General features: G+C 47.8%; 17 protein-coding genes. 2 read left to right on the forward strand and 15 right to left on the reverse strand.

The genetic code is table 11. The features are described from left to right. The 4 genes from KB186_RS16355 to KB186_RS16370 form a co-directional block, all read right to left on the reverse strand. Positions 1 to 1183, reverse strand: a 1183-nt coding sequence (locus KB186_RS16355; protein ID WP_232774038.1) for a PTS transporter subunit EIIC, incomplete at its 3' end; no start/stop codon positions are given. A gap of 169 nt (positions 1184 to 1352) precedes the next feature. Beyond that, on the reverse strand, positions 1353 to 2654 hold the full coding sequence (locus tag KB186_RS16360) for a glycoside hydrolase family 68 protein (protein ID WP_173611152.1): 1302 nt from the start codon (positions 2652 to 2654) through the stop codon (positions 1353 to 1355). A gap of 80 nt (positions 2655 to 2734) precedes the next feature. Next, complete coding sequence (locus tag KB186_RS16365) at positions 2735 to 4075, reverse strand: glycoside hydrolase family 68 protein (protein WP_173611151.1); 1341 nt, start codon at positions 4073 to 4075, stop codon at positions 2735 to 2737. Between the two features lie 33 nt (positions 4076 to 4108). Next, entirely contained in the window at positions 4109 to 5431 is a 1323-nt protein-coding gene (locus tag KB186_RS16370; RefSeq protein ID WP_173611150.1) for a glycoside hydrolase family 68 protein, read from the reverse strand. Positions 5432 to 6185: 754 nt separating this feature from the next. Between KB186_RS16370 and KB186_RS16375 the strand changes: the two genes are divergently transcribed. Continuing rightward, positions 6186 to 6755: a DoxX family protein gene (locus tag KB186_RS16375; protein WP_221868304.1), complete on the forward strand. Its 570-nt coding sequence runs from the start codon at positions 6186 to 6188 to the stop codon at positions 6753 to 6755. Between the two features lie 233 nt (positions 6756 to 6988). Beyond that, entirely contained in the window at positions 6989 to 8620 is a 1632-nt protein-coding gene (locus tag KB186_RS16380; RefSeq protein WP_173611148.1) for a peptide ABC transporter substrate-binding protein, read from the forward strand. A 55-nt stretch (positions 8621 to 8675) separates the two neighbouring features. Here KB186_RS16380 and KB186_RS16385 read toward each other — a convergent pair whose 3' ends face one another. The 11 genes from KB186_RS16385 to KB186_RS16435 all read right to left on the reverse strand — a co-directional run bounded on the left by KB186_RS16385 (position 8676) and on the right by KB186_RS16435 (position 21574). Beyond that, positions 8676 to 10889, reverse strand: a complete 2214-nt coding sequence (locus KB186_RS16385; RefSeq protein ID WP_173611147.1) for an AAA family ATPase — start codon at positions 10887 to 10889, stop codon at positions 8676 to 8678. Positions 10890 to 10902: 13 nt separating this feature from the next. After that, positions 10903 to 12111, reverse strand: a complete 1209-nt coding sequence (locus KB186_RS16390; RefSeq protein ID WP_173611146.1) for an MFS transporter — start codon at positions 12109 to 12111, stop codon at positions 10903 to 10905. Position 12112: 1 nt separating this feature from the next. Then, complete coding sequence (locus KB186_RS16395; RefSeq protein WP_173611145.1) at positions 12113 to 12592, reverse strand: DUF6530 family protein; 480 nt, start codon at positions 12590 to 12592, stop codon at positions 12113 to 12115. Positions 12593 to 12615: 23 nt separating this feature from the next. Further along, on the reverse strand, positions 12616 to 12975 hold the full coding sequence (locus tag KB186_RS16400) for a GIY-YIG nuclease family protein (RefSeq protein WP_232773993.1): 360 nt from the start codon (positions 12973 to 12975) through the stop codon (positions 12616 to 12618). 229 nt (positions 12976 to 13204) lie between these two features. After that, a complete protein-coding gene (locus tag KB186_RS16405) occupies positions 13205 to 13669 on the reverse strand; it encodes a GNAT family N-acetyltransferase (protein WP_221868301.1) in 465 nt (154 codons plus the stop codon). 12 nt (positions 13670 to 13681) lie between these two features. Beyond that, positions 13682 to 14812 carry a mandelate racemase/muconate lactonizing enzyme family protein gene (locus KB186_RS16410; protein ID WP_173611142.1) on the reverse strand — a complete coding sequence of 377 codons (1131 nt, stop codon included), beginning with the start codon at positions 14810 to 14812 and terminating at the stop codon, positions 13682 to 13684. After that, positions 14809 to 16308 carry a serine hydrolase domain-containing protein gene (locus KB186_RS16415; RefSeq protein ID WP_232773994.1) on the reverse strand — a complete coding sequence of 500 codons (1500 nt, stop codon included), beginning with the start codon at positions 16306 to 16308 and terminating at the stop codon, positions 14809 to 14811. Before KB186_RS16415 ends, KB186_RS16410 begins: the two co-directional genes overlap by 4 nt. 8 nt (positions 16309 to 16316) lie before the next feature. Next, entirely contained in the window at positions 16317 to 17957 is a 1641-nt protein-coding gene (locus KB186_RS16420) for an ABC transporter substrate-binding protein (RefSeq protein ID WP_173611141.1), read from the reverse strand. Positions 17958 to 18111: 154 nt separating this feature from the next. Further along, the gene (locus KB186_RS16425; RefSeq protein ID WP_173611140.1) at positions 18112 to 19425 is read right to left on the reverse strand and encodes a helix-turn-helix domain-containing protein; all 1314 of its coding nucleotides are present in this window, start codon (positions 19423 to 19425) and stop codon (positions 18112 to 18114) included. 20 nt (positions 19426 to 19445) lie between these two features. Next, positions 19446 to 20450, reverse strand: a complete 1005-nt coding sequence (locus KB186_RS16430; protein ID WP_173611139.1) for a dipeptidase — start codon at positions 20448 to 20450, stop codon at positions 19446 to 19448. 17 nt (positions 20451 to 20467) lie between these two features. Further along, the gene (locus KB186_RS16435; RefSeq protein ID WP_173611138.1) at positions 20468 to 21574 is read right to left on the reverse strand and encodes an aminopeptidase; all 1107 of its coding nucleotides are present in this window, start codon (positions 21572 to 21574) and stop codon (positions 20468 to 20470) included. Positions 21575 to 21577: the final 3 nt, after the last annotated feature.

Below are 21577 nucleotides of genomic sequence, written 5' to 3' on the forward strand. Positions count from 1 at the left end.
CAATGGCCGCTCCTATAAAAGGGGTGACTAACCTCAAATTGATGCCAAACATCACGGGTTCAATAATGCCAAAAAAGGACGAAAGAGCAGCAGGTATCGCAATCTTCTTCAGTTTGTCATTTTTCGATTTGAAAAAAACGGCTAAAGCAGCTCCACCTTGGGCCACGTTAGCCATGGACCAGATCGGCAGCAAAAAATTGACACCAACCTTCGGATCGGCTAGCAACCCTACCTCAATGGCGTGCAAACTATGATGCAAACCAGTAACGACGAATAGCGCATAAAATCCGCCAAACAGGAACCCTGCCACCAGTCCAGCATACTGGTAGACATATTCCAAGCTACCAGAAATCATCTCCCCGATCATCATGCCCAAAGGGCCAATCGCTACGAGGGAGACAATCCCAGTAAACGTAATGGTGATAAAGGGGATGAGCAATAAATCTAATGACTGGGGTATGAATTTTCGCAGGAGTTTTTCAAACCTGCTCATTACGTATACCGACAACAAGATAGGAATCACCGTACCCTGATACCCGATCAACGCGATTTCAAGCCCAAACAAATCCATATATTCCGGGGTGCTGTTCCCCAGCTCTGCAGGGTTTAATAATGACGGGTGGGTTAATATTCCCCCAATCACTGCACCTAAAATGGGATTGCTGCCAAATTCCTTGGCTGCGCTAAAGCCAATTAATATCGGAAGAATAATGAACGATGAGCTGGAAAACATGGTGAGCATCTTCATCCATGCGCTATCCATCGTGATCCAACCAAAAGCCTTCACCATACCAAGAAGCCCCATGAGCAAACCGCTCACTACGATAGCGGGAATAATCGGTAAAAAGATGTTGGATAGTGTCTTTACAAAATGAGTGAATGGATTCATCTTTGGCGCCTTCTCCATCCGCTCTTTGGATGGATTTGTCTGTGCGATCTCGATCGCCTCGACAAGTGCCTTGTACACTCTGTTTACTCTGCCGGTCCCAAAGATAATTTGGAATTGTCCGCGCCTGGAAAATACCCCTTCTACGCCATCCATTTTTTCGATGGCTGATATATCCGCCTTTTCTTCATTTCGAAGAAGCAAGCGTAATCGAGAAGCACAGTGGGTAGCGTCAGCAATATTTTCCTCACCCCCTACCAGAGGCAACAACTCTTGAACAAACTCTTTTGATTGCATCAGCTTTGCCATCGTCTGTTCCTCCTCTTTTGTATAAATAAGGGAATCGACTACGTCCCGCTTATCATTCCATGAAAACGAAAGAATCATGAATGGATGTCCACAAGAATAAAGACGCTCAGCAACTACTGAACGCCAAAAACTTTCTATTGCCAACCTCTCTTGTTTTTTAACGGAACACGCCTTGCTTTTTCTCATGAAGAATCCTAGTCTTGTCATCCGCCATGGAGATTTTTAGAGATGGTGCCAGCATTCCACCGAAATGCTCCTTTTGATAGTCTGGTGTTTGTTCGCCAATTTGCTGGATGTCTTTTCCCTCTACATGGACATAGTTGACAAAGCTAATAACCGTACCGTTTGGCATGACCATCCAAGAGTATGCTTGATACGGATTGTCTTTTGGATTGGAAATCACTAGTCCGCTTCCATTCAGGGGTTTATACCCGCCAAATAAGGACCCGGACACAAAACCGTATAATCCTTCCGGCGCATCGAGACCTGGCGCGAACTTTTCATGGTGGGTTTTTGCAAAAAGATAGTATTGATTGCCTTTTACAATAATGCTTGGACGCTCCAGCTCGTCATTTACACAGTTGGCTTCCAGTAAAGGGGGAAGAGCCTCAAATTCCGTCAGACTGTCAGAAGACGCTTTGGCGATGCCGATACTCGCATTATAAGGTTTTGAACTGTCAGGCTGACAAGCCCGCTCTGACAAGGTTCCTGCGGAGTTGGCCTCAAATAAAATATATTCTTGTCCGTTCTTTGGGTCTTGGAAGAAGTAAGGATCACGGAAGGCGTAAGAAGATTCACCTTGGTTGGACTGACTTTCTGTTTGATAGTATTCACCATCCGGTTCCAGGATAATTTTGTGTTCAGACCAATTTTTAAACGCCACAGAGGCATTGGTTGTTATGATATCAGCGGTAGCCGTAGCCAAACGCTGTTCGTATGTAAGTTTTTTTTCATTTTTACGTCCGGTCGCTGTATAAAAGATATGGACTTTTCCATCTTTGTCAATCATGGCAGAGCCTGCCCATTGCCTTGAACCCAATGCTTTTCCGTCATCAAACAAACGTCCGCCCAACTGCCAGCTCTTTCCGTCCTTTGCGTAGAAATAGCGGATTTCCGCCGTATCGTGGCGTTTGCCAGGAATCACGTCACTTGGCACCGTCAGAGCAAAAATAACCTTATAGCCATTGACAACTGCTGGATGGCCATTTCGGTCTTGCAGCGGCCATGTATCCCATACCAGAAAGTCCTCTGAAAGTTCCTCAAGCTCCTCCTTGTTGATGACAGGTGCTGTATTCTCTTCATTCATCTTTATTTTGCTGACATCTTCGCGCGTCCAATCGAATGTAGCTGCGGTTTCTTGGGCGAAGACGCTTGAACTGATAACCGGGGCTAGAATAGCCGAAAAACCGATAACTGCTGCTGAAAGCATTTTCCCGGCATTTTTTGTGTTCCAAAACATGTGTATGCAGCCTCCTACCGTCACTTGTTTTTAGAAAAGAATAGAAGGTCAACCGACAACTTTCGGTTGACCATTCTAATTTATTGCTTGATCCAACCTGGCTCGTACTCTTGTTCCAATTTTGTGCGATCGTCTTTGATCGACAGCTTCACCGTCGGAGCCAATGTTCCGCCAAAGTGGCTAAATTGGAATTCCGGAGTCTGATTGCCGACATCGCCGATGGACATGTTGCCCAGATCGCCAAAATGGGCGAAACCGACCACGTTCAAGTTCGGAAGCACCAACCAGGAATATGCTTGGTATGGATTATCAGCCGGATTGGCCAAGACCAAACCGCTTCCGTTCAGCGGCTTATATCCGCCGATCAGCTTGTCTGAAACGAATCCGTACAGTCCGTCCGGTCCGGTGAGTCCATCCGCATATTTATTGATGTGGCTGTCGGTAAACAGATAATACTTTTTATCCTTCACCACAATATGCGGGCGCTCCAGTTCTTCATTTACGTAGTTGGCTTCTACGAGCGGAGGAAGCATTTTGATTTTGGAAAAATCGCCGCCCTCCACCTCAGCGATGCCGATGTTGCCGTTAGCGTGTACGGCACCTGAAGGCACGTTTTGCTGCCCGGCAAATTCAGGACTGCCGACATATTCCGGTTTCAACTTGCGGTCGGCAGCAGAGCCTCCAGAATTCCCTTCAAACAGCAGGTATTCTTTTTTCGTCTGCGGGTCTTTGAACCACATCGGATCGCGGAAAGCGTACCCCCCGCCTTCACCCTGCTGCGCTTGTTCTTTGGTCTGATAGTATTTTCCGTCCGGCTCCAAAATGATGTGGTGATTGCCCCAATTTTCGAATCGGACTCCGCTGTTGTCCGCGACGATATCGCCGGTAGCCATGGCCAAACGTTGTTCATAGGTCAAACGCTCTTCGCCTTTGTGTCCGGTTGCGGTGTAGAACGCATGGATTTTGCCGTTATCCATCATAGCCGATCCAGCCCACTGGCGGGAACCGAGCGCGGATCCGCTCGGGAACAGCTCGCCACCCAGCGTCCAATCTTTTCCGTTTTTCGAATAAAAGTAACGGATCGTGGCAATGTCGTGCACTTTGCCCGGCAGCACATCACTCGGTGCGGTAAGCGCGAATATCACTTTCCAGCCTTTGATCGAGGCTACATTCCCGTCACGGTCTGTCAGTGCCCACGTATCCCACATGTGATAGCCCGGCGCCAATTTCTCCAGTTTGCTGATGTCAGTGTACGGCAAGGTATTGTCTTGATTCAGCTCGATTTTCGATGCCTGCTCGCGGGTCCAGTTGACCGTTTGCTCACCGCCCTCGGCATACGCCGAGAGCGCAGTGAGGCCGGAAGCGACAACGCTTGTTGCCAAAGCCAGCGCGGTCAATGCTTTCTTGTTTTTGCGGATCATGTTACCGCCCCTTTCCTTTATGGCTATGCGTGCTTAGCGATTCGGGCCGAACGGTTTGATTTCACCTTGTTTTCCCTCTTTGGTAATGACCGATTTGTCGCCTTCCAGGTTTACCTTCAACGTTGAAGAGAAGGTACCGCCGAATTTCACTTCCCCGTTCTCATCTTTTGGTTCGTTAATGAAGCTGATCACCTGTTGGTTCGGAAGCACCATCCAGGAATACGCTTGGTAACCGTTTTCCGCTGGATTCCCGATAACCAAGCCGCTGCCGTTCATCGGTTTGTAATCACTTCGCAGACCCTTCCCGACAAAACCGTATACGCCGTCTGGGCCGGTCAAGCCAGGTGCGTAGGTGAAGGTATGGCTGATCGTGAATAGGTAATAATCATCGCCATTCACCACGACGTGCGGACGTTCCATCTGATGGTTGGCCCCAACTGATTCGAGCAGCGGAGGCAGCAGTTTCAATTTGGTGATGTCGTGGTCAAGTACTTCCGCGATGCCGATATTTCCGTTGTACAATTCCGCGCCTGCCGGAACCGAATGGGTTTTACGGTATTCTTCGTCACCGATGTTTTCCGGCTTCAAAGAATAGCCACCGCCGGCCTGGCCTTCGAAAATAATGTACTCTTTGCCGGTGTTCGGGTCTTGGAAGAAGAACGGATCACGGAACGCCGTGATGATATTGCCTTTGAACTGATCAATCGTTTCGTAGTACTTGCCGTCTGCTTCAAGAATGATCTTGTGTTCACCTTCGTTCGTGAGATGCACGCCATCTTTGTCGGCGCCGATATCGAACGTAGTTTTGGCGATGCGCTGCTCAGCCGTTTGAGCCCATCTGGATTCGTCCCAATTGTTTTTATCCCCGGTTGCCGTATAGAAGAGGTGGACTTTGCCTTTCTCATCCAGCATGGCTGTTCCGGCCCATTGCATATGACCTAACGCTTTGTCTTTGTTATAGGGAATGCCGGCGTATGTCCAGTCTTTGCCGTTTTTCGAGTAGAACATTCCGATGCTTGCTTGCGTATGACGTTCACCCCAACCCAGAGAGCGCGGAGCGACCAAGGCGAAAGCGACTCTGTAACCTTTGACAGTTGCAAGGGAACCGTCTCTGTTCTGCAGGGGCCATGTGTCCCAAACCCATTGGTCCGGTGCGACGAGCTTGAAATCCAAATCGACCGGTGGAGCGGTTGTCTCTTTCGTGAGAGCAACTTTTTCCGCTTGCTGGCGCGACCAAATCGAAGTGTGATCATCACTGACATCGGCGGCTAATGCTGGGATGGCTGCAAGCAAATTGGCAGCTATCGCTGTGGATAAAGCTAGATTCCTAAACTTAGGTTTGCTGGATTTTCTCATTTTCTTAAATCCTCCCTTTACATCATGAATTGCAGCAAAGTTACCTATTATGGGAATATTGAGAGATTGAAAACTCTGCTCTTCTCCATTGACAGGACACAAAAAAGACCCAAAACGCGTAAGGGACTGTATAGCGATAGCCATACTTCACCCATCTCACGTCTCAGGTCTTGCCTGCTTAGCAGTAACAATCCTGCGGTATTTTGTTCGCATCCTCATTCTATTGTCTGCGAATTACGATTTCAATAGTCAAAAATACCCTTTCCTACAGATCGAAACAAAGGAGAATATTCCCGGACTGTAAATAGCACCTTTCTAATTGGAACCTTAGTTAATCGTCCGCTTGGATCGGATATTTTTTCTTTTGCTATTACTCTTGATCTACATCTCTTCCTTAATTCTTAACGGTTCAGCGTGACCTCTCTCCTGCATTCTCGCCTCCAGCAGACGATCCAAATGTACGATAACGGAGCTAATAAACATGATGATTAATAAAGAGTAAAAACAGAGAAATAACAATAACCAACAGTAACATCACCACTCGTTCATAATTTACCACATCTTAACTTGTCAATCCTTTCATGAGTTTACTGTACTTTGGCAATATATACACTAGGATTTACCATTAACACCGTGCTTATAGTGTCAATGAACACCGTATGAACTTATGCCCAAAACCGCACTGTACCGCCATTTGTTATGTTAAAATCGGCTCGAACAAAGATGTGCAAAACGTATGTAGGAGGACACCCACATGCAAAACCGTCAAAACGAAATTATTATTCCTGAAAATCCTGTTTCACACTTTCTGTTCACCAGTACGAAATCCGCTGCGATCTGGTTGATTATCAGATTGTATGTCGGCTATTCATGGATTACTGCTGGATGGAAAAAAGTCCAGTCCGATAGCTGGACGGGAGATGCGGCTGGCGGAGCAATTCAAGGGTTCGTAAAAGGCTCCTTGGCAAAAGCAGCCGAAGGAAAGGACGTAACCGGGTGGTACGCCTGGTTCCTGGAAAATATGGTATTGCCAAATGCCAAGGTGTTCGGCTTCCTCGTTGCTTATGGTGAGGTACTCGTCGGACTCGGCTTGATTCTCGGCTGCCTGACAGGGATCGCAGCGTTTTTCGGCGGCTTGATGAACGTCAGCTTTCTGTTCGCAGGAACGGTCAGCACCAACCCACTTCTTTTTGTTTTTGCTACTTGGCTCGTTCTGGCTTGGAAGGTTGCGGGCTGGTATGGTCTTGACCGCTGGGCGCTTTCTTATCTCGGAACACCTTGGACGAGAAAAACGCTCGATGGTGTTTTGCCGATGAACAAGTAATATGTTTTTCCTCTCGAATGACAAAGCCACCTATTTCGGGTGGCTTTTGTTGTCCCTTCAGCTAGATAATTAATAAAGTAACGGACAAATTGTATGAATTTATTCCAACATGTACCCGTGATTTCCAATGAATATTTATACATGATGTTGAATGACTGTCTGATTGCTGTGCATTATTCTTTTGAGGAACTATAAATTTTCTCATTTTTCTAATAATTTAACAGGAGGACAGTATGAACAAGTGGCTACTAGGCATTTCTACTGCTGTTTTGTTGTTTAGTCTCTCGGTCGGCTGTAGCTCGAAGCCCGCCGACAACCTCCCATCCCCTCCAACGGAAGCGACAGCAAAGCCTACTACATCAGAGCCAATGGTCTTGCAATGGAGCATCACCGGGGAGCCGTCTACGATGGATGCCGGCATTGCAACAGATTCGACCTCAATGGACATGATCAATCTCACCTTCGAAGGACTGACCACCGTCGACCGTCAAGGCCAGATGATCAACGCCATCGCGGAGAGCTACACGCATACTCCTGACTTCACTCATTTTACTTTTATCATTCGAAAGGACGCCAAATGGAGCAATGGCGACCCTGTTACCGCTCACGATTTTGAGTACGCCATCAAGCGCAATCTCGACCCCAAAACTGCTTCCGGCTACGCGTATCAGCTCTTCTATATCAAAGGAGGCGAGGATTTTTACTCTGGAAAAGGCAAACCAGAAGACGTCGGGGTAAAGGCAAAGGACGACTACACACTCGATTTCACCTTGCGCTCACCAACACCGTTTTTCCGCGAATTGACCTCATTCACTACCTACTATCCGCTTCATAAAAAAACCATCGAGAGCAATCCCCAGTGGGCAACAGAAGCGAAAACAATTGTCGGCAATGGACCGTTTATCATGGATACGTGGGAGCACAAATCCAAGCTCTCTTTCAGCAAAAGCCCTACTTATTGGGACAGCGCCAACGTCAAGCTGGACCAGATCCATATTGTCATCATCGAGGATAACAACACCGCCCTGTCCATGTTTGAAAATGGTGACCTGGATTGGGGAGGCTACCCTTCCTTTGGCTTGTCTCCGGATGCAGTCGGTCAGATCAAGGAAGAGGGCAAGCTGCTCGTCGCAGATAATCCCGGCACCAAAGCTGTCATTTTCAATACAGAAAAGCCCCCTTTTACCAACAAAAAAATTCGTCAGGCGTTTTCGTATTCGATCGACCGACAGCAATTGGTGGATAACATCCTACAGACCGGCGTCCCACCCGCGTATGGCTGGGTTCCCGTTTCCATGGGGTTGAACCCGGACGGCTACTTTAAAGAGGATGTAACGAAGGCGAAGCAGCTTTTGGCAGAAGGCATGAAAGAGCTCGGGCTGACTCAATTCCCTAAGGTCACGTATTACTACGACACTGGAGAAACGGACAAGAAATTGGCTCAAGCACTCCAGGACGAGTGGAAGAAAACATTGGGAGTCGACATTGACATTCGTACCTCGGAATGGAAAGTGTTCAACGAGGATGTCCAAAATGGCAAATACGACTTCGGCATCTGGCTATGGGGGGCCGATTTCAACGACCCGATCAATTTCCTCGAAATGTACAAGGACTTGGGTGGCAACAACGTCGTTCGCTTCGACAACAAGGAATACCGCGATCTACTCAATAAGAGCTACTATGAGACCGACGAGCAAAAGCGCAAGCAGTTGATGTTTGACGCCGAAAAAATTCTCATGGAAGAAATGCCACTAGCACCGCTGCACTTCCGCGGCAATGCTTATGTAAAAAACGACAAGGTGAAGGACTTTGTGATCTTCCCTCTCGGCGGTTCCTACTTTAAATACGCGTATATTGAAAAATAACAGAGCGCGGGCATCCTCTCTTTGCGAAACAGATAGAGAGAGATGCCCGCTTCCATCATAAATACCGAGCGATTATCCGAACTAATTTTGCAGGGAACTCATGTAAATTGGTAATATCCAAAAATCTTTCATTCCCATAGATTTCGCTAATCACATCCTTGTCTTGACCGATTGCGGCTGCAAGAAATGTGACTCCTTTTCGTTCATATTCCTGGATGGTCTGTTTCATATCTGTAACAGCGTAACTTCCGGTGTAGTCATCCATTGCTTTCGGTTGGCCGTCACTTATGCTAATCAACAGTTTTGTCTTTTGGGGTGAAGCGGCTAACCGTTCCGCCATTATTCGAAGAGCCATGCCATCGCGATTATTGCTTCTGGCATGAATTCTCATTAATCTGAAGCGATCATTGGCATCCGCTTTATCAAAGTCGGCATAGGCAAAGATCGACATTTGCTCCAATCGGGAAACATCCGCTGTATCGCCGTAGATCAAAATGGGGATATGACAAAGCTGACAATATTCATATACCGCGATCACTGCTCGTTTTGCTGCTTCTAATCTCCCGTAAGCTGACATAGATGCGGATTCATCAACCCTAAGACCAACCACAAGAGAAGGGGATTCCGTTGGAGGACGTTTCTTGGCAAAATACTTGTAATCCCTGTAAGCAACGCTGTCTGCCTGAAATTTGCTGCCATAGTAACGATTTCTCGCAAAGTCGGATGATATCTCATGTTCCAGATACGGAAGTGTCTTTCTCGCAATCTCTTGCACAATCGGCATGAGTCCCTGACAAAGACGAACATATTCCTGTTGGTTTTCCTCATCGTAGTCTGGACGGTGAACAATGAGCTTCACTTTTTTATGAATCGAATCGGAAATGACCCCTCTTGCATCTCGATTCAGCTTTTTACGGAAATCTCGTTCCTTTTGCTTCGCTTCCTCTGACATGGATTCAGGATTTGCCTGATGATAGTTGGGATCGCCATTTTCACCCAAACCTGAACGTTCCATATGGGTAGAGTCATCAGAAACACGGGAAGATCTGCTATCAGCAGATTTTTTCAACGCGATTCCTTTTTCCTCTCGACGGTTGTCCTTGTCAAAATCCGTATCGTCTATATCTCCCCATGTCCTGATCTCTACGGCGTCGTCAAATTTTCGTTTTTTTTTTAGTTCAGTCTCGGCTTCTTCCAGGCTGGCAAGCAAACCATGATTTTTTAGTGCTTCTTCCAGAAGTTTTATTTCTTCCGAATCGGTTGTGATCTTGTAGATGACCTTATGATAAAGAGATTCTTTGGCGGAGGCTCCTGCGGCAATTGCATCTGCCCAGTAGAAAAAGGAACGCATTCCAGCCACGCCCTTGATCGCATTGGCCCGCGCTGTTCTGTCTAAAACCATAATCACATCCGCTAAAATACCCAACATCTTGCCATCTTGAAAACCGGTTTTGGCCATTACACGTTCGATCATGATTTCTTTAGTCGGCAGGTCCATCTTTTCCGTATGCTGAACCCTGTCGCGCAGCGCTTCGTTTAACGGTCTGGTTCCCGCATAACTGCGGTTTGTTGTGATAACCGCGATGAAGTCTGGGTGCCTGCGTATGATCTCAGTAGGAAGATTGATGCTGCCATCCAGCTCCAAGGCAGAGTTTAATGCCATTAACACCGCAGCATCGCGAATAACGTTTGGTTCCTGGATTTCCAGCAGGTAACCCTTTTGATAGGCTCTGACGATCTCCGAAGGGTAAAATCGGTACTCAATCGCTTCACCATCGGTGTTTTCCGCTGCTGCACGCTTCAGTAATTGCTTCATCTTTAAGGCAGCCCGTTCCTGTGTAATCCCCAGTGCATCCATTAAAATTTCAGATATGCTTTGGAGCCCATCGCTTTCATATAAAGCTTTCCATACCGCTTGCTCGGCAGGCTCCATTTTCTCGAGACGTTCAGAAGAAATGACAGGCAATATAGCGCCAATAATATCCGATTTATCCATATCAGCAAAACAAGTCACTTTCGTATACGGCAGCCCGAAATTAGCCGATAATGCTTTGGCTAGTTGTGTTTTCCCAGAACCGGCGTCACCTTCTAACAATATATTGGCGATCTTCATTTCCCCGCGATTCCAGTTGCGTTTGATTTCTTTACTAATGCGCCGTTCTTCTTCACTGACCCTATGCGTGATTGGCTTTTTCCAAACGAGCTTTTTTTCTGCATCTGTCAGCTGTCTTTCGGGTGACAAATGATCGTTTTCATTTTCGGTCATCATATTTCTCCTCTCCTCATAGTGCGGATTCCTTCACATCTTTGCTCCTTTTCTCAACAAGAAGAGGCAACAGCAAAGCCGCACCGATCATAATCAAAACCCCGCTCACCACATATACCGCAACCAGCGAGAACGTCTCCTTTAAATAGCCGGAGATAAACATGCCAATCACCATCATCCCCATAAAAACAGGGGTGATCGCACCAGATACCCGGCCCATAAATGCCCCTTCTGTGTTCCGTACAATCAGCGTCTGGATTCCGCTTTGAATACAAGGGAAAAAGAAACCACTGATCACTAATAGAACAATCATCAACCAAATCGTTGTGGTAGCCCCTACTACCATCGTGCAAACCGCAGAGACAAGCAAGCCTACCATGAGCAGCATCTGTGGCCTTACCTTTTTGGCTATCCCGATAATGATTGCTCCTCCTGCCAACATGGCTAACCCGTTGGTCATAACCAACCACTGCAAAAATTGTTTGTCCTGTCCCAAATTCTCGATGACAAGGAAGATTTGAAGCGGCTGTGTCAGACCTGACGCCAATCCGACAACGAAGAAAGTCAAACAGAGAATTCGCAAGGATTGATTGGACCCGATGTAGCGCAGTCCGGCCTTCAATTCCTTGATGAAGCCGCCAGCATCCTCAGACTTCGGTTCCTCCGCGTCACGGGGAAGCGTCGCTAATATCAGGGAAGAACCCAGGAACAAAACGGCTGTCAAAATCAGAGAGACTGTAATTCCAAACTGGATGAAAATAAACGTGCCGATGACCGGACCTAAAACCGTAAAGACAGCAACAAGCGTTTGGGACATGGCCATCGCGCCCTGCAGTTGTTCAGCTGGCACATGACGCTTGTACAGTTTCATGGCCGAGGGCTGAGAAAATTGAGACAAGCTGGCGGAAATAAAGGTTCCGATGAGCAGTGCTATCCATCCTCCATTCATAAGTGCAAGCAGCACAGCCCCGACGGACACGGCAGACAGCAGATCGCTCCAAACCATTGTCCGCTTCGGTCGCCATCGGTCAGCAAAAGTTCCGCCAATCAGGCCGAATAAAAAAATGGGTGCGAATTCCGCGACCGAAATCAGTGATACATAAACCGGATTATTATTCGTCATTTCGCTAACGAAAAGAAGAACGGCATAATTCCGGATCCAAATCCCCAAATGCAGCAGCACGCGGGAGAGGACAATCGTTCGAACATAAACATTGGAAAACATTTCAATACCCCATATCCTTTAATAGTCTTGATAATGTGCGCAGACGTTCGCCGATCATCTCACCGTCGTTGCTCAGCGCTTGGCTGAACAGCTTAATGTCTTCATGAAGACTCTCATTGTCCGTACATATCGCTACGTTCATTGCATCCCCTTGCAGGGCAACCCGGTCAATGACGGGCTCCTGCGGATCATAATAATGCTCATATCTGTATGCGTCGCGAAAATGGGCCAAAGACCGACAAATCAATATGGACATGTCCAGAACGCGATGGAGAGGCAGTTCCTCCGATTGTTTTGACCATTCTTCTCCCGTGTGTCTCCATACTTTGGCCAATAGATCGACCTTCCTTCTGGAGTTGCCCTCTGCCACTCCCAGAGAAAGTGCTTTCGCATCTGTATTCCTGGCTAATCTGCCATCCACGCGCTCATAGTTATCCGACACCACAACAGGTTTATGGTTCAAGGTAGTAGGTATTTTCATTTTCTTTCCCTCTTTTCGTTTGATTATTGTTCTTTCTTTTTTTCCTGGTGGTATCCGCGCTCTCCGTATGGCTGGAGCTGGTCGAGCCATTTTTGTTCCAGTTTCTTCAGGGCATCCTTTTCATCAAAGAATCCGCCTTCCTTCTTTTTCAAAACCTCCAACCCTTCAAAGACGAATGCCTCTTCTCCGTATTCATTCCATTCCTGTTGAAGCTGTTTGTTTATGTGCGAACCCATTTTGAGAGTGAACAGCTTTCCGTTCATCGTCTTGAGGTTGCGGGTGGCGCTGATCCAGACTTTTAGGTTTTGGGTGTTTTTGATCTGATACACCCCTGCCTGCGTTTCCGACTCTTTATACTGTTGTTTCAGTTCTTCGCGATTCATTGTGTTCCCCTCACTTTTCAATAACTGATATTAAATAGACAAAATCCGTTTTTGTTTATTATTTAATAAACATAATGAACCGTTGTTTTGTAATTGTCAAGCACACAAAAAAACACCGGAACATGTCCGGTGCCTAATTTCTGTTGGGTTACAACGAGTACAGGGCCAATAAATCTCCAACAAACAAAAGAGAAAAATGTCTACGCTTATGTTTGTAGCGACTCCCCTTCTATAGCGTTTTCACCATATAATAGCGATCGTTTCCACTTCCATATTCCGCTATCCGTGTCTCGATAACCGCAAAGCCTGCTTTTTGATAGAGTCCGACTGCTCCAGTATTATCTGGGCTTACCGTCAGGCAAATCTGACGAAACCCATCCTCACGCAATTTCTCCAGCAATCGGTTCAAGAAAGAGAACCCATAACCCATCCCTTTCCGATCTGCTCGGATGTAATACCCATACATGTAGCACTTGTCCGGCCGACGAAAATCCCTCAAAAGCTGGCACACCCCAACAGGACGCGCCTCCTCTGCTTCCATGAAAAGTGCAACGCAGCCATGTCTCGCCAGTGGTACGAGCACCCATTCATCAATCGCTCCATGTGGGCCAAAGGCCTCCTGCTCCATTGCCTTGATCATCTGAAGCTGGCTATCTGTCAATGACTCGACAATTTCTATGCGCGTATTTTGCATTCAGTCCTCTCCCTATACGGGTTGCCGCTTCGCTCCGATGACCTGCTCTGACTTATCCGTTATACCGGCAAGCACCGCTTCGTCTAGCACTAATCCTAAGCCCGGCTGATCTGTCACGACTATTTGACTTCCATGAATCGCAAGCTGAGCTACATCCCGCGAAATGATCGTAGGTCCTGCCAACTCGTTGGAAATGATGTTTTTTTTCGCCAGTGACAAATGTGCACCCGCTGCACTGCCAATCGAGGACTCCAGCATCGAACCGATTTGACACTCCATCCCGGCCATTTCCGCCTGATTCACCAATTTGAGAGCAGGATAAATCCCTCCACTTTTCATCAGTTTGATGTTTACTTTATCTGCAGCTTTCTTCGCGATGACTTCCCGCATTTCCTTCGTCCCGTGCAATCCTTCGTCTACCATAATGGGAATGGTCGTTTGCCTGCGAATATCCGCCAGCGCATCGAGATCATCTGCCAAGACAGGCTGCTCCATCCAATCAATGTGACAATCCTCAATCTGTTTCATAACAAGCAAGGTGTTCGCACGGTTCTCCCAACCTTGGTTGGCGTCCACCCGCAGTCCTACATCAGGGCCAACTGCCTGCCGAACAGCCCGGATTCGCTGGATATCTGTCCGAAGATCAGCTCCCACCTTTATTTTGATCGTGTCATACCCATCTGCCACTGCTTGCCTAGCTTCAGCTGCCATGACCTCTGGCTCTAATATGCTTAACACATAGGGGAAGGAAAGAGTCGTGTGATATTTTCCGCCCAAGAAATGATAAACAGGTTGACCAGCAGCCTTGCCCATCAGATCGTAGCAAGCGATATCGATGGCGGCTTTTGCTGCTGGGGCTCCCCAGACAGCCTGGTTCATCTTCTCGTGGATTCTCTCGATATCAAATGGATTCTCACCGATCACAACAGTCGCCAGGTTTTGAACGAGCATCGTATAGGTAGACTCCCACGTCTCTCCGGTGACATTTTGATCCGGTACCGCCTCGCCTAATCCGACCAAACCATTGTCTGTCTCCACTTTTACAATAATGGACGGCATATCCTCATATGAGGCGTACGCGATAATAAATGGGCGTTTTAGCGGCAACCTGATGGCATGAACGCTTACAGATGTTATTTTCATATTCGACTACCCTCCGTAGCTGCTACTCGTGGAATAATTCGATAATAAAGGGACATGGCTTTTACAGAGCCGTCTTCGCCTTTTACAAAGCCAACTGTCAGCTCGCTTCCCTCTCTATCGGTAATAAATTGATGCTCTCCAATTGGTCGCAATGGATAGTTCAGTTGTTTTCCACCAAACGCATCCGATGTCTTATCTATCATCATCAGGACACCCTCTACCACATATACGATGATATCCATTCCTTCCCCACTGACGTATCGACCGACATACTCTCCTAACTGGGCAAGAGGGACGCTGTATGTCTCGAATTGGTACTGCGGCGTATTCAATGGACGCCCTTCTAAGGCATGCAGTGCAGTCAGAGTGGCTTTTTCGACGGGGCTTCCGACCAAATTGGCCAAAGCCATGGATGTAATACCCCGCTCCGGAACAATCGCTAGATGGGCGGCGACACCTTTGATTGCTCCACCGTGCTTGATCAAGGTACCCCCATAGTAGTCGGGTTGAATGGATAAGCCATACCCGTAGTACCTGCTGTAGCTGTTCTGGACATGCGGGTAAATCATTTGTTTGACGCTCTCCTCCGATAAAATCCGTTCCTTGCCCACACATCCGCCTGTACGAAAAATTTCAGCGTAGTTCAACATGTCATGCACGGTTGAATTCAAATGCCCCGATGCCGCTACGAGTAGCCCATCCTCCCAATTGGGATCAGGGTAAATCTCGGATACGCCATTGCTCTCTTTGAAATGATAGATGGTCGTTACATCCGGCAGGTGTGGCAGATCGCTCAGAAGAAAGGTGCTGCTCTTCATGGCTGCTGGTTCCAAAATATGCTCTTTGACATACTCGTCATACGACTTCCCACTCACTCTGGCTATGACCGCTCCCAAGAGAGAGTAGCAATCATTCGAATAGCTGAACAATTCCCCTGGAGAGCCCACCAGCTCATATTCCGCCAGGGCAAGAGCTTCCATTAGCTCTTCGAATGTGTAGATCGGTTTCTGGTACTCCTTTTTCAAGTACCGGTGAATCGGGTTATCCTCGTCAGGCATGTCATCGAGCATGGAGTTGCGAATTGCCAGATTATCAATCGGCAGAGGCGGTATGCCCGTCGTGTGCGTCATAAAATGGTGGATCGTCATCTGCTCCGTTTTTTGACGATCCGGGGTACGAAATTCGGGTAGGTATTTGATCACCGGATCATGAACAGAGAGCTTCTTCGCTTCCTGTAGCTGCATGATCGCCATGCATGTAAAGGACTTCGTAACGGAGGCCAAACCCATCACGGTATCAGGAGTGATTTCGAGTTCCTTTTCACGATCACGATAGCCAAAGCTCTTGCGAAACAGGCTCTGTCCATTCAAATTCACACCCATGACGAAGCCCGGAACTCTGCCTTCCTTCATTTCTTTTTCAACCAGTTCTCCCCACTCTGCTAACCAGCCTGGCTGTCTCATTTCTTCCACCTCTTTCGAATGTTGTCTTGTCATGCCATGCCCTACTCGTTCACCCACATGTCCTGAATAATCAAAGATGCTAATGGATTTGGCTTGACGCCTTGAATCCGGTTACTGACGACCACGAATGTTTTTGCAGAATAGAGCGGAATCCAATAGGCCTGTTCCACGATTCTTTTTTGAATGTCCGCAAAAACCTGCTGTCGCAGTACTTGATCTGTTGTCGTTCGTCCTTTATTTAGCAGGCTATCGAGCTGTTGATCACTGAGGCGAAAGAAATTTAAGCCCCCGATCTGACTCGAATGCAGTAGCAAGTGCAAAATATCTGGATCGACGCTGCCATGACTCGTTGAGAACAAATCGAACTCGCCCTTCAGTGCCTGTTCAAGAGCTGTCGCAGATTCATACTTTTGGATATGCAATTCGACGCCAATGTCTTTGAACATGCTTTGCACCAGCTGATGCCCAGGATTTGAATCTTCGATGAGCATCGTCAGGCTGAGCGTTTCCCCATTCTTTTCCCTTATCCCTTGCGCGTTTGGCTTCCATCCTGCCTCTTCCAGCAGTTGTCTGGCTTGATCAGCATTGTACTTGTAGCCGTACTGCTCTACTGCTGCATCGTATCCGATCATCGTTGGCGGGATCGGTCCGTAGACAGGCACCCCCTCTCCTTGCAAATCCGCTATGATCAATGCGTCTTTGTTGATCGCCAGGTTCAGTGCCTTTCTCACGCGGACATCTTGCAACGCTTTATTTTCCAAATTCATCCCAATAAAGTACTCTGTAGGCTGCATTCCTTCCAACACCGTAAAATCTTTGTGATCCTTGTATTTCTTCGCATTTTTCGGGGGTACAGTGGCAATATCAATCGTCCCACTGTCGAGAGCAGCCATCATGGTCTGGTCGTCTTGAATAAATTTCAGAACGAACTTGTCGGGTCTCACAGGTCCTTGATTCAGAGCAAAAGGAGCTGCCCACTTATACTCGTCGTTTCGTACCAGTGTGATTGATTCGCCTGTTTTCCAGCTCTCGAATTTCCACGGACCTACCCCGACAGGATTGCGCCCCAGCTCATTTCCGTATTTATTCCGTGCCTCTATGGAAATGGGTTGCTGGTAGCCGCCATATGACAAGTTAGAAAGTAATGAAGCAGAGGGCTTATCTAAATGAAAGATCAATGTGGAGTCATCAGGAGCTGAAATAGATTTGATCGAAGATACATCCGGTCCCGTAACCGGCGAGGCTGTTTTCGGATCGAGAGCACGTTCATAGCTTTGCTTAAAAACTTCCGCAGTGAGCGGTGTTCCATCATGGAACTTCACGCCAGGACGCAACTTGAACGTCACGGTCTTGCCGTCGTCCGAGATTGTATACGATTCAGCCAGATGCGGCTTCAACTCCAGCGTAAAAGGATCGAGGATCAGCAAAGCTCCCCCCAACATGCCCCCAACAAAATTTCCCGCTGGCAACGACGTCTTTTGTGGGTCCAGCGTATCTGGCTCCATCTGGTAGCCCATGGTGATCGTCCCACCCTTTTTGGGCTGGGAGACTTTTGCTGGTTGATTTGCTTGCTTCTCATCTGTAGCCGGAGTGGGAGCAGAGCTACAGCCAACGATGGAAAAGACGAGTACTCCCATGAGTAAAACGATGCGAATTTGGCTCTTTAACTGTTCTGATAGCATGTCGCGACCTCCATTTTTCGAGTCTTTTCCATTCGAAGCCTACTTACGTCGGTATATAGTCGCTAATTAGGTCGGATTGCTTCTTACATGAGGGGGGGCCCGGATTGCCTTCGCAAACGGAAATCCGGGACAGGTTGATGTTACATGAGGAGAATCATGGATGATTAAGGCGATACACAGCCCGCGGGCGTCCTTGCTGATACGGCTGTTCTTCTCCGACGATCTCTACGACCTGATGCTCGATCAGCTTTTTCAAGGTTCTTTCTGAGCTGCGGCGACTGATCTGGAGGTACTCGGCTAAATCGGAAGCGGTGAAGCGGTTATCGCGGCGAAGCTTGACATACTGCATGATTTTCGTGATAGTAGCGACACTTGCGCCAGTCTTCTCCGCGATCTCCAGCACTTCCTTGTTCTCGCTTTTTAATTGGAAGCTCTTCGATTCGGTGTTCAACGGCCCAATCACTTCTTTTTCATCCGTCACCAGATACGCACTGCTTTCCTTTGTTTTCTGGGCATGATAAATCGCAATGCGCGCGTTGGCCTCAGCCTCTTTCGCGGTTAGGCCAAAACCAAACCCGATAGCAACCGTCACTTTGGCAAGCAGGTCGACATTGCCCACTACTTGCATGATCTTCCCGAATTCAATCATTTGCTCGATGCTGCCTCTCGTACCATAGATGATGAATTGATCCAGTCCCAATTTTTGAATGGAAGCGTCCGTCTCTTTGACTAGCTCCAGCAGCTCTTGCAGCAAAATAATCGTCGCATCCTGCCATTGTGTTTCTACTGGCGGGCCATCATTTTGCTGGATCGCTGCAATTCCCACGGCGATTTGCGAGTTTTTGCTAATTTTCAATTGACCATAAGCAATGGCTTGATTGACGGCATCGCGAATATTTTTATCGGGACTGACGAGCGATGCGGAAGGAATGTTCATCTCACGCAATTGACGATATACGTAATCAACGCCAGTTAAAGCAAAATGACTCTGTTTCTGTTCCCAAAGCTCCTTGTGGAACTGAATAATCTCCTCTACGTCAAATTTCGTCCCGCCTTCTTCGATAATCTCACTGTAGTCTTTTACATACCAAGGCGTAAAAATAATGCCCAATTCATCAGCGACCTTCTCAATATACTCCGCTTTTGGCAAATCTATCGAGATGCGGTCCAGTCCTCCTGGTACGTTCAGCAAGGTATGAAACAAAGAGAGGGAAATGGTATATTCATCGATCGGGATGTACACAGCAGGCAGCTTCTTTTGCTCTACCTTTTCCTTGGCAAAAAAATAAGGAAGTGGGCCAGCAAAAAGCAGCACGTCGCAGTCATGGATTTGATCAAGCAACGCAACGCTCTCTTTTGGATTCTGGTATGTATACGAGGTCAGTTGAATGTAATCGATGGATTGGGTATGCTTCAAGATCCTTGGCAAAAATTCTTCCGAAGAGATTACCGCTATCGTAATGGTCAATGTTCCACTCCCTCATCTCTCTATGATTTCCACACATCCTTGAACACGCGGATGAAGTTTTTTCCCAAAATACGCTCAATCGCTTCATCCTTGTATCCTCTTTTGGCAAGAGCACGCACAAGCTCCAGAACCTTGGTATGTCCTTTTACGACATCAAAATCTTTGCGTCCTGCTTGGATAAACACGCCCGGAGAATCGTATTTCATAAATGGCTCGATAATGTCCAGACCCAGTCCGACGTGTTCAACACCAACCAGCTTCACGATGTGATCGACGTGGTTGATCATGTGCTCAATATCAGCCTGGTCGTCTGTGTCCCCTACGAACAGATTGACGCCATTGATGCCAATAACGCCATTGGTGAATGCGATCGCCCTGATTTGCTCATCTGTCAGATTGCGCATGGAGCTCGCTAATGTCCGGCAATTGGAATGAGAAGCGATGATGGGCTTACGCGCTACCTCGATCAGATCCCAGAACCCTTCGTCATTCAGATGGCTGACATCAATGATGATCCCCATTGCTTCTGCCTCTTCGACGACGCGGATGCCGAACTCGGTGAGCCCGCCCTTGCGTCCTTCCCGTACCGGACTAAAATGACTGCCATCTCCAACGAAATTCCGCCTGCTCCACACGAGACCCATAAGGCGCACGCCCAGCTCGTAAAAAACACGGAGCATACTCAGATCATTATATAACGGTTCCGCGCCTTCCAGAGAGAGCACAAAACCAATTTTCCCCTGTCGCTTCGCGGTCTCGATATCGCTCACACTTTTGCAAACCATGATTTTATCAGGCGATTCATCTGCCTCTGCGTGCAACGCGCTGATTTGTTGCAGTGCTTTTCTCAAGCCCATCTCCGGCAGGAATTTGTTGTCAATAAAAATCGCTGCGACAACCGTATCCACCCCGCCCGCCACGAAATCGGGCAAGTAATCCGTTTCAATAACTTTTCGCCTGCCATGCTCGCGTTGAATAGCGACATCCAGCAAAAGGTCAAAATGCGCGTCGATTCCATGTGTCATGCCTCATGCTCCTCCAGTTACTTCAGGTTTTCCGGGTTAAGTGGTGCAAGCTCCGGTAAAAGAAAGCGTCCGTCTCTGCGAATCAAGTGGTCATCGAACCAAATCTCACCGCCACCGTACTCCGGGCGTTGAATCATGACCATGTCCCAATGGATGTTCGACTTGTTGCCATTGGATGCCTCGTCATAGCATCGTCCCGGGGTAAAGTGGAAGCTGCCGTCGATTTTTTCATCGAATAAAATATCCTGCATGGGCTCCCGAATGAACGGGTGCACTCCCAAAGCAAACTCCCCAATGTACCGGGCACCTTCATCTGTATCCAAAATGTTGTTCAAGCGCTCCGTATCATTGGCTGTGGCGTGAACGATCTTTCCGTCCACAAACTCCAGCCGTACTTTTTCAAAGGTAAAGCCTTGATAAGGCGAGGGCGTGTTAAACGATAGGACACCGTTCACCGAATCGCGAACAGGGGCCGTAAATACTTCACCGTCTGGTATGTTGTAGTGCCCCGGACACGGAATGGCTGGAATGCCTTTGATGGAGAAGGTCAGCTCTGTGCCAGGTCCCGTGATTTTCACGCGGTCAGTTCGCTCCATCAGCTCCTTGAGCGGCTGCATGGCTTTTGCCATTTTGGCGTAATCCATTGTGCAGACATCGAAGTAAAACTGTTCGAACGCTTCTGTACTCTTATTCGCCAGCTGTGCCATGGAAGGCGTCGGATAACGGAGATAGACCCATTTCTTTTTGAGACGCACGATACTTACTTCTTTGAAAAAGGATGTAGCCAGCTTCATTTGCTCATCAGGGACATCAGACACTTCATTGATGTTCAGCCCACCCTCGATGATGATGCACGCCTGCATTTTTTCCATTCGTTCTTTGTCCATCTCTGCCCCTAAACGGAAATGCTCCTCTGTTCCCGCTAGCAATAACTGACGACTAATCGAGGATTCACGCAGGTTCACAAAAGAATGCCCGCCTGCTCGCGAAACTGCTTTGATTAGCTCCTTTATCAGAGCAGCGTCCACCTCCATCGCATCGATCAGCACATTATCTCCCGGCTGCACATTCGTCGAGTAATTTACCAGCACATTCGCCAGCTTCGTAAGGCGTGGGTCCAACATCTA

The sequence above is a fragment of the Brevibacillus sp. AF8 genome (assembly GCF_021270385.1).
Classification (GTDB): Bacteria; Bacillota; Bacilli; order Brevibacillales; family Brevibacillaceae; genus Brevibacillus.